This is a genomic window from Aquimarina sp. AD1 (genome assembly GCF_003443695.1).
GTDB classification, from domain to species: Bacteria; Bacteroidota; Bacteroidia; order Flavobacteriales; family Flavobacteriaceae; genus Aquimarina; species Aquimarina latercula.
In genome coordinates this window covers 2,615,875-2,632,366 of the sequence record NZ_CP031966.1, presented here as the reverse complement: position 1 = coordinate 2,632,366, position 16,492 = coordinate 2,615,875, and the positions used below count along the sequence as shown (strand labels likewise).

Below are 16,492 nucleotides of genomic sequence, written 5' to 3'. Positions count from 1 at the left end.
ATATACACATAGTTATAAAGGATAAACGTTCATCGTTTATCCTTTTTTTTTGAATTTTTATAAAAAAAGTCTAAGTCCTTGAAAGGGAATTTTAATATTAAAAAAGATAAAGGATGAAATATCAATCTCGAAAGAAAGCAATTGTTTTATTAGCAGACGGCACGATTTTTTATGGCAAAGCTGTAGGAAAAGAAGGAACAGCATTTGGTGAAGTATGTTTTAATACTGGAATGACAGGATATCAAGAGATTTTTACAGACCCATCTTATTTTGGACAATTGATGGTTGCTACTAATGCACATATTGGTAATTATGGAACTAATATTGAAGAGGTGGAATCTGATTCGATAAAAATAGCAGGTTTAATTGTGAAGAATTTTAGTTATGAGTTTTCACGTGATCGAGCCGATAGCTCTTTACAGGATTTTCTTGAAAAAAATAATTTACTTGCTATATCCGATGTTGATACTAGAGCACTAGTTAGTTATATTAGAGATAATGGAGCAATGAATGCATTAATTTCTACAGAAATTGATAATATTGATGCATTGAAAAAGCAATTAGCAGCTGTTCCGGATATGAATGGATTAGAGTTAGCTTCTAAAGTTTCTACTAAAGAACCGTATTTTTTTGGTAATCCAGATGCAACTTATAAAATCTCTGCTTTAGATATTGGAGTGAAAAAGAATATACTACGTAATCTTGCAGAAAGAGATGCTTATATAAAAGTATTTCCTTATGATGCTACATTTGATGAAATGAGTGAATGGCAACCTAATGGTTATTTCTTGTCAAATGGCCCTGGTGATCCTGAACCATTATCTCAGGCTATAGAGACTGCAAAAGAAATTATTTCAAAAGATTTACCACTATTTGGAATTTGCTTGGGGCATCAAGTAATTGCATTGGCAAATGGCATCAGTACTTATAAGATGCATCATGGTCATAGAGGTATAAATCATCCTGTTAAAAACTTAATTACGGGTAAGGGAGAGATAACGTCACAGAATCACGGTTTTGCTATTAATAGAGAAGAAGCAGAAAGCAACCCAGATGTAGAAATAACCCATGTACATCTTAATGATAATACTGTGGCTGGTATGAGAATGAAAAGTAAAAATTGTTTTTCAGTTCAATATCATCCAGAAGCTAGTCCCGGTCCAAATGATTCAGTTTATCTATTTGATCAATTTATAAATAATATAAAAAATACAAAGGTAGAAGCTTAGAATTTGAAGTTTATTGTAAATATTCTGTACTCCGAATAATAGGTTGATCTATAACGTTATAGTTGATAACTTGTCGTGTTTACTAGGGTTTAAGCAATAAATTAAGAGATTTTCTGAGGTATTTAAATTTACCGGTTTTGTATATTGCGAAGAATTAAAATTATCCAACAAAAACAAATCAAAAATGAGTGTAATTATAAATATTCACGCCAGACAAATTTTAGATTCACGTGGTAACCCAACAGTAGAAGTTGACGTGATTACCGAAAATGGTGTTTTAGGTAGAGCTGCTGTTCCTTCAGGAGCTTCAACAGGAGAACACGAAGCAGTGGAGCTAAGAGATGGTGGTAGTGACTATATGGGTAAAGGGGTTAAAAAAGCGGTTGAAAATGTAAATACTATAATCGCAGAAGAATTATTAGGATATTCTGTGTTTGATCAAAATTTATTGGATCAAACTATGATAGAAATAGATGGAACTCCTAATAAATCTAAATTAGGTGCTAATGCAATATTAGGTGTTTCATTAGCAGCAGCAAAAGCTGCGGCAAATGAATTAAATATGCCATTGTATAGATACGTTGGAGGAGTTAGTGCTAATACACTGCCGGTGCCAATGATGAATATCATTAATGGAGGATCGCATAGTGATGCCCCAATTGCTTTTCAAGAGTTTATGGTAATGCCAGTGAAGGCAAAAGACTTTACTCATGCTATGCAAATGGGTACAGAGATTTTTCATAATTTAAAGAAAGTACTTCACGATAGAGGATTAAGTACCGCAGTTGGAGATGAAGGTGGTTTTGCACCGACATTAGATGGAACAGAAGATGCATTAGATTCTATAGCTTTAGCAGTAGAGAAAGCGGGATATAAGTTTGGAGATGAAGTTATGGTAGCTTTAGATTGTGCAGCTGCTGAGTTTTTTGTAGACGGTAAATACGATTACACAAAATTTGAAGGAAAGACTGGTGTAATAAGAACAAGTGAAGAACAAGCAGATTATCTAGCTGAGTTAGCTTCTAAATACCCTATTATATCTATTGAAGATGGAATGGATGAAAATGATTGGGATGGTTGGAAATACTTGACTGATAAGGTTGGGGATAAGGTACAGTTGGTAGGTGATGATTTATTTGTTACCAATGTAGAAAGATTATCTAGAGGAATTGAAAATGGTATTGCTAATTCAATTTTGATTAAGGTGAATCAAATAGGAACATTAACCGAAACTATTGCAGCTGTGAATATGGCTCATAATGCAGGTTACACTTCTGTGATGTCTCATCGTTCTGGTGAAACTGAAGATAATACAATTGCTGATTTAGCAGTGGCGTTAAATACTGGTCAAATAAAGACAGGTTCAGCTTCTCGTAGTGATAGAATGGCTAAGTACAACCAACTACTTCGTATAGAAGAAGAATTGGGTGTTGTTGCTTATTATCCGAAAGAAAAAGCATTTAAGATTAAAAAGTAAATTAAAGCGTAATAATAGAAACTTTCGGTTTACTAAACTTTTTATTAATGAAAGAACCCTAGATATTACATAATAAGATTATGTTAGTATCTGGTTTGTTCATTTTTTCAAAAAAAACACACGTTTTTAAAAGAGGATTCATAACGAATCCTCTTTTTTTAGCTATAACCATAAAGTGATGTTTCTATTGTAAAATAGATGGTGTGATTAATAATATATTAACACTATATTTTGTAATTTAGCATCCCTTATTATAACAGCAAAATTCTAAATAATCACAATGTCAAAAAAAGCTACTTTAGAAATAGACGGTAACAAATATGAGTTCCCCATAATAGAAGGAACTGAAAAAGAATTAGGAATTGATATCAAGACTCTCAGAGGTGCCACAGGTGGTATAACAACTATTGATCCTGGATTTAAAAATACAGGAAGTTGTGAGAGCGGAATCACTTTTCTAGATGGAGAAAAAGGAATTCTAAGATACCGCGGATATTCTATAGAAGAATTAGCAGAAAAAGCTGATTTTTTAGAAGTGGCTTATTTGTTAATTTTTGGTGAGTTACCAACTGCTGAGCAGTTGGATAAGTTTGATAAAGATATTAAAGAGGAGTCTCATGTAGATGAGGATATGAAGAGAATTCTTGATGGATTCCCTAAAAGTGCTCATCCTATGGGAGTACTTTCATCTTTAACTAGTGCATTGATAGCTTTTAATCCAGGTTCTGTAGACGTAGATTCCGAAGAAGCTATGTATAATGCTATTGTAAAAATAATGGCTAAATTTCCTGTTCTTGCGGCTTGGACCATGAGAAAGCGTAAAAGCCTTCCTTTAGATTATGGAGATAGTTCGTTAGGCTATGTGGAGAATTTACATAAAATGATGTTCTCTAGGCCAAACAAAACTTATGAAGCAAATAAAATTGTAAATGATGCATTGGATAAGCTTCTAATATTACACGCTGATCATGAGCAAAACTGTTCTACATCTACGGTGCGTATTGTAGGTTCTTCACACGCAGGTCTATTTGCATCGTTATCAGCTGGAATTTCCGCTCTTTGGGGACCATTACATGGAGGTGCAAATCAAGCAGTTATTGAAATGCTTGAAGCTATCAGAGAAGATGGAGGAGATACTGCAAAATATATTGCTAAAGCTAAAGATAAAGAAGATTCGTTCCGTTTAATGGGATTTGGACATAGAGTATATAAAAACTTTGATCCAAGAGCCAAGATCATAAAAGTATCTGCAGAAGAAGTTTTAGGAGATTTAGGAATAGAGGACCCAGTTCTTGATATTGCCAAAGGTCTTGCTAAAGTTGCGTTAGAAGATGAGTATTTCGTAAAGAGAAAGTTATACCCTAATGTAGATTTTTATTCAGGGATTATATACAGAGCTTTAGGTATTCCTACTGAGATGTTTACGGTAATGTTTGCATTAGGAAGATTACCTGGTTGGATAGCACAATGGAGAGAAATGCGCCTTCGCAAAGAACCAATAGGAAGACCTAGACAAATATATACCGGTGAGACTTATAGAGCTTTTAAATCTGTTTCTGAGAGATAAGAAAACCAACAATATAGAAAAGGGATGTAGCACTAGTGTTACATCCCTTTTTTTATGGAATCAATAATTTATTGTTTCCTTAAGGATTGAATTTTAGGATTTGATAAAAAGTTTGTATTTTTTTTAAATAAAATTAGCATCTACATAATACCTCTTCCTATATTTGTTCATATATAAAAGTTAGTTATTAATAATAGTTTTACTTTAAAATCAGGCCATTGAAATTAAATATTAAAAATGAAACTTCTAGACTTAGAGCAGTTGTTTTAGGAACAGCCATTAGTAATGGTCCGATACCTAAAATTGAGGAGGCGTACGATCCAAAGTCAATACAACATATAAAAGCCGGTACCTACCCAAAAGAAGTAGATATGGTTGCTGAAATGAAAGAAGTCGCTAGGGTATTTGAAAAGTATGATGTAAAAGTATATAGACCTGAGATAATAGAAAATTATAATCAAATTTTTGCAAGGGATATCGCATTAGTTATAGATGATACTTTTATAAAATCTAATATACTACCGGATAGAGAAAAAGAAATAAAAGCAATTCAATACGTAATAGATCAGGTGGAACCTGGAAAAGTTCATAAAGCTCCATCAGAGGATATCCATTTTGAAGGAGGTGATATTATTATTCATAATGATCATATTTTTATTGGAACCTATAAAGGGAATGATTATAGCGATTGTATTGTGGCTAGAACTAATATGAAAGGAGTAGCATATATTAAGTCTCTTTTTCCTAATAAAATTGTAAAAGAATTTGATCTTCAAAAATCAATGGAAGATCCTAGAGATAATGCTTTGCATTTAGATTGTTGTTTTCAACCTGTTGGAAAAAATAAAGCTATAATTCATAAAGAAGGATTTAGGAATGTAGAGGATTATAAGTATTTAGTTGACTTTTTTGGTAATGAAAACTTATTTCATATTGATAGAGATGAGATGTATTACATGAATTCTAACGTGTTTTCAATATCAGAAGACGTGATAATTTCTGAAAAAGGATTTACGAGATTAAATGACTGGTTACGTAATTTAAATATAACGGTAGAAGAAGTTCCATATGCGGAAATAGCAAAGCAAGAAGGACTTTTACGTTGTTCTACAATGCCACTGATAAGAGATTAGATAATGAAACAGATAACAAATACTATAGTGATGATTCGTCCAGTTAAGTTTAGGATGAATGAACAAACAGCTGTAAATAACTATTACCAGAACAGTTCAAGTAGTAGTACAGAAGATGTGCATATAAAAGCACAAAATGAATTCGACGGTTTTGTTGAGAAATTGAAATCTATCGGAGTAAATGTAGTGGTTATTGATGATAAGGAAGAAAATGATACTCCAGATTCTATATTTCCAAATAATTGGGTTTCCTTTCATGAAAATGGTGATATTGGATTATATCCTATGTTCGCTGTTAATAGAAGGAGAGAGCGCAGACCGGAAATTTTAGATATTATAGAAGATACTGGTTTTGAAATAAAAAACATTGTTGATTACACATCAGCAGAAGAAGATGATGTTTTTCTTGAAGGTACCGGTAGTCTTGTACTTGATCGAGTAAATAAAAAGGCTTATTGTGCATTGTCTCCTAGGGCAGATGAAGAACTACTTATTGAATTTTGTGAGGATTTTGAATACACTCCAGTTATTTTTACAGCATATCAAACAGTAAAAGGTGAACGATTAGCAATTTATCATACAAATGTTATGATGGGGATTGGAGAAACTTTTGCAGTAGTATGTGTAGATTGTATAGATGATAAAAAAGAACGAAAGAATCTTCTGAATCACCTAAAAAATGATGGTAAAGAAATTATATCAATTACAGAAGCTCAAGTAAATAATTTTGCTGGGAATATGTTACAAGTCATTGGAGCAAATGACAAGAGATATTTGGTAATGTCTTCAGCTGCATATAATAGTTTAAGTAAAGACCAGGTATCGAAAATAAAAAAACACTGTGAGATTGTTCATAGTGATCTGGGAACAATAGAAGAACTTGGAGGTGGAAGTGCCCGATGTATGATGGCAGAAGTTTTTCTTCCAAGAAAATAGATAGTTTGTCGATAACTTTTCTGAGTCTGAAAATAGTTAAAAGATATCATTGAAATACCAAGTTATATCTTTTAACTATTTTTGATTATATTCAATTTAAAAAATGCTTTCGAAGAAAACAAAATACGGATTAAAAGCCCTAACATATATAGCAAGAAAAAAGTGTGAGCACCCCGTTTTAATATCAGAGATTGCTAAAAGCGAAAATATTTCTCAAAAATTCCTGGAAAGTATATTACTTACACTACGTAAAAATGGTTTTTTAGGCTCCAAAAAAGGAAAAGGAGGGGGTTACTATTTAATTAAAGAACCTAGCGAGATTTCAATGGCTGCGGTGATTAGAGTGTTAGAAGGGCCTATAGCTATGTTACCATGTGTAAGTCTTAATTTTTATGAAAAATGCGATGACTGCCCGGATGAAGATGCCTGTACAGTGCATGAATTGATGATTGAAGTTAGAGATAATACGTTAAAAGTTCTAGAGAATAAGACCTTAGGAGATTTTATGGATTAGGTTTTTACTCTTCTTCTATAACCCTAAGGAACACATAAGGACCTTGAATTTTTCCCCATACCTGTTTTCCTTGATTGTTGTACCCTCTGTCCCAAGAAGAAATTTTATTTCTACTAATTACTATATTACTGGTTGTGTAGGATATTGTTTTGCTAAAACTACTAGAACATGTTCCTTTTTCGGTTTTTCCTTGATAAATAGTGGAAGTCTTTTTTTTAAAATAAACATCGCACCCTTCTCTAATTTTCAAACTGTCTTTTGTTAAACTATCAAAAACAGATACATTTTTCCATGAATTAACATATTTTTTTTGATTCGGAATAACATAGCTGGTTGTACTTATTGTAACACTATCCACTCTTTTAATATGTACTATTCTTTGATTATATACAGAGGTGTTATTTTTATGATCAAATAGTTCCTGATAAAACCAATACCCAGATCTGTTTTCCCAGATTGGATAATTATAAAGATTAACCGCAGAATAACCGGATTCTTGTTTAGATTGTTTTTTAGAAGAAAAATTCCCCGATATTATTTTTACAAAATCATCTAGCTCTTGGTCTTTGCTTTTTTTTGTATTACAACCAAGAGTTACTATTATTAGAAAAAGAATCAGAAAGGGTTTCTGCATTTATTTTTTAGTAAAAATACTAATATTAGATCAAATAAACGCTATTTATCGTGTTATTTTGCTTTTTGTCCGATTTTTTTGATCTTGTTTGAACTAATGTTACGTATCATTCCTCCAAATATGAAGTAGTGAAAAGGTACCATCAGATACCAATATAATCGTCCCCAAATGCCTCTTGGTCTAAACGTAGCAGTTTGATGAAGTATGTTGTTTTTGTCGATATCAAATTCAAGCCAGGCTTCACCGGGAACCTTCATTTCTGCAAAAAGTAGTAAACGTTTTTCATTCTTATCAGCCACTAAAACTCTCCAAAAATCTAAAGCATCTCCAGAGTTGATTTTATCGGGATTAGTCCTTCCTCTTCGTAATCCTACTCCGCCAAAGAACTTATCAATATGTCCTCTTATTTTCCACATCCAATCTCCATAATACCAGCCAGTCTCACCACCGATAGCCCATATTCTTTCGATTACTCTATTAGGGTTATCTATATTGATTTTTTTATAATCTCTAAGACATCCCTTTTTTGGAACTTTTACATATTTCTGAATATCTTTATCAAAACGACCACTAACCATAGAATCTTTCCAGCTTGATACCACTTGGTTTTGTTCTATTTTAATAAAAGCTAATTCTAAAGCTTTGGTATATGTCATAGGTTCAATACCTAATATCTTTTGTAATCGATTGTCGTTTGCAATTACTGGAATACTCATACTATCAACTAAATTTAGCGCAAGTTTATATGATGTAGAAGTAACAAAATATAACCAATATGAGGAAAGTTTGGGAGTCATTACAGGAAGCGTTAAAATAAGTAGCCTGATTCCACGTACTTTAGAATATAACAAAAGCATTTGTTTATAAGTAATAACATTAGGCCCGCTGATATCAAATGATTGATTATAACATTCAGTATTTCCTAATACTCCAGTCATAAAACTTAAAACATCTCTTATGGCAATGGGATGTGTTTTGGTATTTACCCATTTTGGTGTTAACATAATAGGTAATTTCTCACATAGATCTCGGATTATCTCAAAAGAAGAACTACCAGACCCAACAATAATTCCTGAGCGTAAAACAGTAAGATTAAAATTTCCTTTATATAAGGTTTCTTCAACATTTTTTCTAGACCATAAATGTTTAGATAGATTTTTTTCGTTTACAATACCGCTTAGATATATTACTTGTTTTATGTTAGTTTGCGCTACATAGATATTGAAATTTTGAGCAGAAATTTCTTCTTTTTTGTCAAAATCTGAAGTAGAAGAACTCATAGAATGAATCAGGTAGTATGCTACATCAATATCACGAGGTAGTTTAGAAGTATTTGGGTCTTCTAAAAAGTCTATTTCTACAATAGATACTTTTTCGATCATTTCATGATCTATAGAAAGCCTGTCTCGATCTCTTACGCAGCAAATGATATCGTGACCAGCGTCTAGTAATAATGGGAGCAACCTCATGCCAATATAACCATTAGCACCTGTAAGTAATATTCGCATCTTTTTAGGTATAAGATACGAAGAAATACATTGTGATTTTGTCAAAAAAGTAGATTGCTAAAGTTTTTATTACTTAAAATTAGTGTCAACTCGATTTATATGTCTTCGATGTTCGTAGGACTATTGTCTGCTTTATAATTAAGTATTTTTTTAATGTACTGATGGATAGCAGTATCCGTGTTTTTTACTTTTATTTTAATATGATAATTGTCTTTATAAATGCAGTATTCTTCTGCTTTTCCTTTATAGATCGTTAACTTATACAAAGGGATAACTAAAAGATATGTTTCTAAACATACACTAAAACCAACCAAAATACCTTTTGGTCTCAATTCTATATTACAAGTACGTATTTGGTTATCTAACATTAATAGATTATTAATTTCTACACTGGACCCTACAATATGAAGTTTTGGAGAACCAATCCCTCCTAATTTTATTCGCTCTATTAAAGTAAATGGTTTTCCAACTTGTTCTATAAGTTTCTTTTTGAGTTCGAGGTCTCTGTAAGTATTATTAACAAGCATCTTTTTCTTTTATCACAAGATACGAATTGATGTCAATAGAGGTGGCGGAAGATTATATTTCTATTATCTTTGCTGCCTGATTTTTATATCAAAATACAATTCATAAAATGGCATTACAACAAACTATTACAGAACAGGTAAAAGCGGCAATAAAAGAATTATATAGTGCAGATTTAGAATCTATAGAGTTACAAGGTACTCGTAAGGAGTTTGAAGGAGATATTACGGTTGTTGTTTTTCCGATGTTGCGTGTAGTAAAAGGAAACCCAGTTCAGATAGGAGAGGCTTTAGGAGCTTATTTAGTTGAGCATATGAAAGAAATTACTTCTTTTAATGTTGTAAAGGGATTTCTTAATTTGGTAATAGAAGATCAATATTATTTAGATTTTTTTGCTAAAATAAAAGACACTAAAAATTATGGTTTCGCTTACCCGTTAGAGGGAGATAAGGCGGTAATGGTAGAATACTCTTCTCCAAATACAAACAAACCATTGCATTTAGGACATATTCGAAATAACTTATTAGGATATGCCGTAGCCGAAATAATAAAAGCTAGTGGTAAAAAAGTATATAAAACTCAGATTATTAACGATAGAGGAATACATATTTGTAAAAGTATGGTAGCCTGGCAAAAGTTTGGGAATGGAGAAACCCCTGAATCTACTGGTTTAAAAGGAGATAAGTTAGTAGGGAATTACTATGTGCGTTTCGATAAAGAATATAAAAGTCAGATATCAGAATTGGTAGCATCAGGAAAAACAGAAGATGAAGCAAAAAAAGATGCTCCTATCCTTATTGAGGCTCAAGAAATGCTTAGAAGTTGGGAAGCAGGAGATGCAGAGGTTGTAGATCTGTGGGAAACTATGAATAATTGGGTTTATGCAGGATTTGATCAAACATATAAGGCACTAGGTGTTGATTTTGATAGCTATTATTATGAAAGTAATACATACCTTTTAGGTAAAGATAATATAGAAGAAGGTTTATCTAATGGTGTATTTTTTAAGAAAGAAGATGGATCTGTTTGGTGTGATCTTACAGATGAAGGTTTAGATGAAAAATTAGTGTTACGTAGTGATGGGACAGCTGTATATATGACACAGGATATAGGTACAGCTATCCAGCGTGTAAAAGATAACCCTGATATTGGAGGAATGATTTACACTGTTGGTAACGAACAGGATTATCATTTTAAAGTTCTTTTTCTAATTCTTAAGAAGTTAGGATATGATTGGTCTAAAAATTTACATCATTTAAGCTATGGAATGGTTGATCTTCCAAGCGGTAAAATGAAAAGTAGAGAAGGGACTGTTGTAGATGCGGATGATCTTATTGTCGAAATGGCGGTGACTGCAGGAGAAATTTCAAAAGAATTGGGAAAACTCGATGGTTATTCTGAAGAAGAGAAGACTACAGTCTATAAGACTATTGGCTTAGGAGCATTAAAATATTTCATTCTTAAGGTGGATCCTAAGAAAAGAATACTATTTGATCCATCAGAATCAGTAGATTTTCAAGGAAATACTGGTCCTTTTATTCAATATACTTATGCAAGGATTCAGGCTATTTTACGTAAAGCTGATTTCAATTCGAGTACTTCTGTAAATGATATAGTACTGGATGGAAAAGAAAAGGAATTGATTAAATTATTGGAGATATATCCTGATATTATACAGAGTGCAGCTAAGGATTTAAGCCCTGCAGTTGTTGCTAATTACACATATGATTTAGTAAAGGCGTATAATTCGTTTTTTCAGAATGTATCAATATTTGGTGCAGATTCTGAAAACGAAAAAGTTTTTAGAGTTCAACTGTCCGAAATGGTGGGTAAAACTATTAAATCTGCATTTAGTTTGCTTGGGATTCAGGTTCCAGAGCGTATGTAATTATTTTAAGAGTTTAGGGTTTTTGGTAGTGTAATACAAAAAGAACTTCCTTTTCCAAGAGTACTTTCAACAGTTAGATTTCCCTTGTTAAGAGTGATCAATTCTTTACAAATATTTAGCCCTAGTCCAGTGCCAGCTTCATTGTTAGTGCCTTTTGTAGTCAAGGTTTCTTCAGAAAAAATTTTCTTTAGATTTTCTTCGGATATTCCAATTCCAGTATCATTAAAATAGATTTTTACAACGTTGTTTTCTTCTTTTTTAAATAAGGTTATTGTGTCTCTAGGATTACAAAATTTTATTGCGTTTGCAATTAGGTTCTGGGTTACTATGGTGCACATATCTTTATCGGCATATACTTGTGTGGTATCTTTTAAGTCATTAATGATTTTGATTTCTTTTTGAGAAGCTTTTGATGAAAAAAATATAATTTTTTCTCGTATGATTTCTGAAAAATCAAACGTACTAGGGTTTGCCTTAAGCTCATTCATCTGAGACTTGGACCAGTTTAATAGATTAGTCAATAATAACGATGTTTGATGAGCGCTATTAGAAAGTAAAGGGATTATCTCTTTAAATTCATTTTCAGAAATGACATCATCTCTTAATAAGTTAAGAGTATTATCTAAACCGTGTATTTCATTTTTTAAATCATGAGATACAATAGAAAATAATTTGTTTTTTACTTGATTAGACTCATTTAGTTCTTTTATATATTTAGCTCTCTCTAATCTACTTTTTACTATACCAATAATAAAAATGAAGGCAACAACAAAAGCTGCAATTGCTACATAGGTATATATTTTTTGTTTAAACAATTCTTCTTTAGCTAATTGTTCACTTCTTTTTTGCTTATCTAAAATTATTTGTTGCTTTTTTTCATCTTCAACTCTTCTTTTTACAAGTTCTATTTTTTGACTAGTTTCTTTAAGCGTATGGGCGTTAAATAAGTTGTTATATTTTTTTTGCCATCTATATGCGTCTTGATATTTTCCTTGCGCAGAATCTAGAGCAGACGATAAATCATAACAGTTGAGAAGTAATGGTGTAGAATTAAGTTTTTGTGATTCACTGGTAGCTGCAGAAATATAGCTTTCTGCATCTTGAAATTTCTTAGTTTTTATAGCAACTTCGCCAAGAGATAATTTTGTTCTAATTAATCTTTCTTTATAAGCTACTTTGCCCCCAATAAAAAGGGCTGATTCATAATATTTTTTAGCTTGCTGGTACTCTTGTTTAATAAAAGATATTCTACCTAGAGCACTATAGGCTTCAGCAATTCCATGACTGTCATTTTCTTTTTTATTAATTTTTAAGGATTCATTTAGTAATACTAATGCACTATCTAATTTTTTTTCTTTGATATAGATTAGTGCTAAATTATTAAGGGTAGAACCTATAGTTTTCGAGTCTGTGTTTCGTTTTAGTGCTAATGATTGATAGTAATATTTTTTAGCGGATTCAAGTTCATTAATGTCTCCATAGACATTTCCAATATTATTAATAGTTGTGGATAGGCTAGCGCTATCTTTTAATTTTTCATAATATTGATTAGCTTCTAAAAGATGAGTAATGCTTTTTTCGGGATTTCCTAGTCGCTGTTCAATTACTGCTTTATTATTTTGAATTATCGCCAGCCCTCTTGTGTAATTTATTCTTCCGTAATATAAAGCGGCTTGATCAAAACATTTTAAAGCTTCGTATAAATCATCTGTGTGATTATAGATCGCAGCTTTTTCGTTATGTATTTGTCCAACACCTTTATCGTATTTAATCTCTTTAGAAATTTTAATAATGCTATCACAATATTTTAGACCTTCTTCAAATTCTTCATTTAGATTCAATTCATAGATCAAGTCAGCTGCAAGATTAATATTTAAGGAATCCGATATAGTTTTTGTAACCTGAATAATGCTATCCAGTTTTTTTTGTTGTGATAGTCCAATACTACTAGTAAATAATAGTAGAATGGTGAGGTAGTAATAGGTATGTTTCATAAAAATAGTTTAGGGCACTTAAAAATTACGATATTTATCGCTGGTTTTATGTTTTTTTTAACTAAAAATTTCATTCCTACGGCATTTTTTTTATTTTTATAGGAAATGTTGTTTTACCCCATAATAAGAGAAGTGTTCTTCTGCCTAACTAAATGAATTATCAAATATCCAAAGCTACTGATAGTGATTTGCCATTAATGCAACGATTATTCTATCAAACAGTTACCATCTATGGTTCTAAGATTTTCACCAAAGAAGAGGTGAAAATATTTTCTAGACTAGCATTAGATAAAAACCATTGGAAAACAAAGTTTGTAGATGATTATGTATATAATGCTAAACTTAATGGAGAAGTTATTGGTTCATTTTCGCTTAGTAAAAATGGGGAAATAGAATATATTTTTGTTCATCAAAATTATCAAGGAAGAGGAATAGCAAAGAAACTTTACCAGACTTTGGAAGAAGTTGCAAGAGAAGCTAACATGATAACCTTAAGTACTCAAATTAATTCTAACACAAAAGACTTTTTCAGGAAAAATGATTTTGAGATAATTCAAAATATAGAAAAAGTTGCGGGAGGAGAGGATATTGTTGGGTATAATGGCGTTAAAAAGCTTGGTTAGAAACTTAATCGAAAAACAGCATTAGGTGTAATACCTAAACCAAATTCTTTTACAGTTTCAATTTCACTTTGATTTCTTATGACGAAATATTGATTAAAAATGTTTTCTTGATTTAAAAGATTCCATATTGAAAACCCAGCTAAACCGTTAATGCTTTTTCCTATTTTAAAAGTATAGGTAGATGAAAGATCGATTCTCGTGTAACTATTTAATCTATTGCTATTTGGGTTTTGGTAATTTATGATATCATTTTCAATGCTATTTGTGGTATTAGGGAATGTAGTTGGTTTTCCGCTATGCCAATTTACACCAGCAGATATCTTTAAGTTTTTATTGTTATATGCAGCTGCAAAGTTTACGTTATGCATAATATCAATATTGTTGGCAAAATTGGATGGACTTAAATTAGAGAATGAGTATTCATTATCTGCATATGAATAACTAAGCCAAGTACTAAAGTTTTTAAATCTCTTGTTAATCAAAAAATCAATTCCTAATACCTCGTAGGAACCGTGGTCATTTGAGAATTCGAATTGATTCTGGAATCCTTGACTTCTAGTAATAATTCCTTTTACATCTTTATAATAAATATCTGTAGTTATAAGCCAATTATTGTGGTTATAGCTAAGGCCTATAGAAGCTTGTTTACTTTTTAAAATAGGAATGTTTTCATCATTCGATAATACCCATCTTCTGTTTTCAATGCCCAGAAAATCATTCTGTAGATCTATAACTTGAGATGTAGATTGACTTTTAATTTCTCCCAAAACCTCAATTGTAAAGTGATTATTAAATCTTTTGTAAAAATTAATTCTTGGTTCCAGAATATATGTGTCAAACTTTTCTAAGTAATTGAGGCGAGCACCTAAGTTGGCGTATATGGCACTGCTATCAGAATTATATTCTATCTCAGAAAATAAACTATGCGTACGGATAACTTCCTTAGTAAGATCTCTAAATGTTGGATTGTTTAATTCTTGTAAATATGATATACCCGTTTCATTGAATTGGTACCCGTTTTTTAAATTAATATTAGCATCAGTTTTAAGAAATGTATTTAGTTTTATACCATTCTCTAAAACATCATTGTTTTGCAAAAGTCGCTGATTATTTGGTATGTCAGAATTAATTGTTTCTAGGACATAATTTGTGCCATACAGCAGTAATTCACTCTGAAAAAGTTTACTCCAATTTCTTTGATAAAGAATACCACCTACAATATTGTTTTGTGTGGCACTGCTTTCTCTAGAGTTATTAATCGTGGTGTCAGAAGAATTTTCCTGAAAAACAAGGTTATTTCGCATTAGAAGAGCATTGACCTTTATCAGATCTTTTGGTGATAATTGATACAACCATCTCATACTTATATCATAAAAAGAAAATCGCTCTCCAGAATTATTGGTGCTAAATACTTCGGAATTTTGAAATGCTTTATCAAAGTACTGGTTATATGTAGGTGTTTCTAAAATATCATTAATAGAATGTCTTACCGCTAATTGAATGGATGATTTTTTATTTATTGGAGTATCTATATAGGTGTCAACACTAATTAAATTTAAACCAATGCTTGCGTCTAACTTATTGTTAATTTTGTTGGCAGTATTCATTGCTATTACACTTGAAACACCATCACCATATTTAGCACTTGAACCATTTTTGTATACCTGAACATTTTTAGTTAAATAAGGGTTAAATGCAGAGATAAGTCCAAAAAAGTGACTGGATTGATACATTTTAATACCATCCCATAGAATTAGGTTTTGATCATTAGTACCTCCTCTTACATTGATATCAGAAACAGTTTCGTTTACACTAAGAACTCCTGGAAGCGCCTGTATGGTTTGTAATAGATCTGGTTCTGTGAGACCAGGTAGAATACCAAAATCATTATAATCAATTTGAATAGAACCATCAAGTTGTTTATCTATACCTTTAATTAAATAGTCATTCAGGACGATTTCGTTTATATATTCAAGTTTTTGAATTAATTTTATTTTCTTACAAGGTTTTCCAAAAAAATCAAGTGCAGAAATAGTGACAGGTGAGTAACCTAAAAAGCTAATTTTAATTTTTTCATTAGGAGAATTCACTTTAAGTGCGAATTTGCCATTGATATCACTAATAGTAGTATACTCAATTCCTTGAATAGAAGCATCAGATATGATTTTATTAGTGATGTCAACTAAAACACCGCATATTTCTACGAACTTAAAACTAACAGCAACAGAATTGCTTTTTAGGACAGTATAATCAAATGGAGTATTATTTCTAAGATATACAAGCGTTTGTTCGAAAGAACTGGAATTAGAAGGTTTTATAATATTAATATTTTCCAATTCTTGGTTAACATACGAAAAATCATATCCAAACTTTTCTTGTGTAGTATTTAAAAATGATATAAGCGAAATCGCATCTTTTTCGGTTTGAGAATTTACCTTAAAAAGAAAAAATAACATTAAAAAAA

13 protein-coding genes are annotated in these 16,492 nt (G+C 31.4%); 8 read left to right on the top strand and 5 right to left on the bottom strand.

Annotated features, from left to right (window positions below):
• The first annotated feature begins 113 nt into the window (after window positions 1-113).
• From carA to D1815_RS11610, 6 genes are all read left to right on the top strand, one after another.
• Window positions 114-1,229, top strand: coding sequence for a glutamine-hydrolyzing carbamoyl-phosphate synthase small subunit (carA, locus tag D1815_RS11635; RefSeq protein ID WP_118387116.1), 1,116 nt, complete (start codon window positions 114-116; stop codon window positions 1,227-1,229).
• A 184-nt stretch (window positions 1,230-1,413) separates the two neighbouring features.
• Window positions 1,414-2,706, top strand: a complete 1,293-nt coding sequence (gene eno, locus D1815_RS11630; RefSeq protein ID WP_027392527.1) for a phosphopyruvate hydratase — start codon at window positions 1,414-1,416, stop codon at window positions 2,704-2,706.
• A gap of 280 nt (window positions 2,707-2,986) precedes the next feature.
• Window positions 2,987-4,273, top strand: a complete 1,287-nt coding sequence (locus tag D1815_RS11625) for a citrate synthase (protein WP_027392526.1) — start codon at window positions 2,987-2,989, stop codon at window positions 4,271-4,273.
• A 218-nt stretch (window positions 4,274-4,491) separates the two neighbouring features.
• The gene (locus tag D1815_RS11620; protein WP_118387114.1) at window positions 4,492-5,406 is read left to right on the top strand and encodes a dimethylarginine dimethylaminohydrolase family protein; all 915 of its coding nucleotides are present in this window, start codon (window positions 4,492-4,494) and stop codon (window positions 5,404-5,406) included.
• 3 nt (window positions 5,407-5,409) lie between these two features.
• On the top strand, window positions 5,410-6,342 hold the full coding sequence (gene ctlX, locus D1815_RS11615; protein ID WP_118387112.1) for a citrulline utilization hydrolase CtlX: 933 nt from the start codon (window positions 5,410-5,412) through the stop codon (window positions 6,340-6,342).
• Between the two features lie 103 nt (window positions 6,343-6,445).
• Window positions 6,446-6,856 carry an Rrf2 family transcriptional regulator gene (locus D1815_RS11610; RefSeq protein ID WP_118387110.1) on the top strand — a complete coding sequence of 137 codons (411 nt, stop codon included), beginning with the start codon at window positions 6,446-6,448 and terminating at the stop codon, window positions 6,854-6,856.
• 4 nt (window positions 6,857-6,860) lie between these two features.
• Here D1815_RS11610 and D1815_RS11605 read toward each other — a convergent pair whose 3' ends face one another.
• The 3 genes from D1815_RS11605 to D1815_RS11595 all read right to left on the bottom strand — a co-directional run bounded on the left by D1815_RS11605 (window position 6,861) and on the right by D1815_RS11595 (window position 9,525).
• Entirely contained in the window at window positions 6,861-7,490 is a 630-nt protein-coding gene (locus tag D1815_RS11605; protein WP_118387108.1) for a chromophore lyase CpcT/CpeT, read from the bottom strand.
• 53 nt (window positions 7,491-7,543) lie between these two features.
• Entirely contained in the window at window positions 7,544-8,998 is a 1,455-nt protein-coding gene (locus D1815_RS11600) for an SDR family oxidoreductase (protein ID WP_118387106.1), read from the bottom strand.
• 95 nt (window positions 8,999-9,093) lie between these two features.
• The gene (locus D1815_RS11595) at window positions 9,094-9,525 is read right to left on the bottom strand and encodes a hypothetical protein (protein ID WP_118387104.1); all 432 of its coding nucleotides are present in this window, start codon (window positions 9,523-9,525) and stop codon (window positions 9,094-9,096) included.
• A 107-nt stretch (window positions 9,526-9,632) separates the two neighbouring features.
• On the opposite strand from D1815_RS11595, the gene argS reads away from it, so the two are divergent.
• Window positions 9,633-11,411 (top strand): arginine--tRNA ligase, encoded by a 1,779-nt coding sequence (gene argS, locus D1815_RS11590; protein ID WP_118387102.1) that lies wholly within the window; start codon window positions 9,633-9,635, stop codon window positions 11,409-11,411.
• 5 nt (window positions 11,412-11,416) lie between these two features.
• On the opposite strand, the gene D1815_RS11585 is transcribed toward argS, so the two are convergent.
• Entirely contained in the window at window positions 11,417-13,405 is a 1,989-nt protein-coding gene (locus D1815_RS11585) for a tetratricopeptide repeat-containing sensor histidine kinase (RefSeq protein ID WP_118387100.1), read from the bottom strand.
• Between the two features lie 152 nt (window positions 13,406-13,557).
• On the opposite strand from D1815_RS11585, the gene D1815_RS11580 reads away from it, so the two are divergent.
• Window positions 13,558-14,028 (top strand): GNAT family N-acetyltransferase, encoded by a 471-nt coding sequence (locus D1815_RS11580; protein ID WP_118387098.1) that lies wholly within the window; start codon window positions 13,558-13,560, stop codon window positions 14,026-14,028.
• Here the strand turns inward: D1815_RS11580 and D1815_RS11575 are convergent.
• Complete coding sequence (locus D1815_RS11575) at window positions 14,025-16,484, bottom strand: TonB-dependent receptor domain-containing protein (protein WP_118387096.1); 2,460 nt, start codon at window positions 16,482-16,484, stop codon at window positions 14,025-14,027. The genes D1815_RS11580 and D1815_RS11575 overlap by 4 nt on opposite strands.
• Window positions 16,485-16,492 lie beyond the last annotated feature (8 nt).

What these genes read in the sequence shown, in the direction of transcription:
- eno (WP_027392527.1), top strand. Translation starts at nt 1,414, where the DNA reads ATGAGTGTAATTATAAATATTCACGCCAGACAAATTTTAGATTCACGT.
- D1815_RS11625 (WP_027392526.1), top strand. Translation starts at nt 2,987, where the DNA reads ATGTCAAAAAAAGCTACTTTAGAAATAGACGGTAACAAATATGAGTTC.
- D1815_RS11575 (WP_118387096.1), bottom strand. Translation starts at nt 16,484, where the DNA reads ATGTTATTTTTTCTTTTTAAGGTAAATTCTCAAACCGAAAAAGATGCG.
- D1815_RS11585 (WP_118387100.1), bottom strand. Translation starts at nt 13,405, where the DNA reads ATGAAACATACCTATTACTACCTCACCATTCTACTATTATTTACTAGT.
- argS (WP_118387102.1), top strand. Translation starts at nt 9,633, where the DNA reads ATGGCATTACAACAAACTATTACAGAACAGGTAAAAGCGGCAATAAAA.
- ctlX (WP_118387112.1), top strand. Translation starts at nt 5,410, where the DNA reads ATGAAACAGATAACAAATACTATAGTGATGATTCGTCCAGTTAAGTTT.
- D1815_RS11605 (WP_118387108.1), bottom strand. Translation starts at nt 7,490, where the DNA reads ATGCAGAAACCCTTTCTGATTCTTTTTCTAATAATAGTAACTCTTGGT.
- D1815_RS11580 (WP_118387098.1), top strand. Translation starts at nt 13,558, where the DNA reads ATGAATTATCAAATATCCAAAGCTACTGATAGTGATTTGCCATTAATG.
- carA (WP_118387116.1), top strand. Translation starts at nt 114, where the DNA reads ATGAAATATCAATCTCGAAAGAAAGCAATTGTTTTATTAGCAGACGGC.
- D1815_RS11610 (WP_118387110.1), top strand. Translation starts at nt 6,446, where the DNA reads ATGCTTTCGAAGAAAACAAAATACGGATTAAAAGCCCTAACATATATA.
- D1815_RS11600 (WP_118387106.1), bottom strand. Translation starts at nt 8,998, where the DNA reads ATGCGAATATTACTTACAGGTGCTAATGGTTATATTGGCATGAGGTTG.
- D1815_RS11595 (WP_118387104.1), bottom strand. Translation starts at nt 9,525, where the DNA reads ATGCTTGTTAATAATACTTACAGAGACCTCGAACTCAAAAAGAAACTT.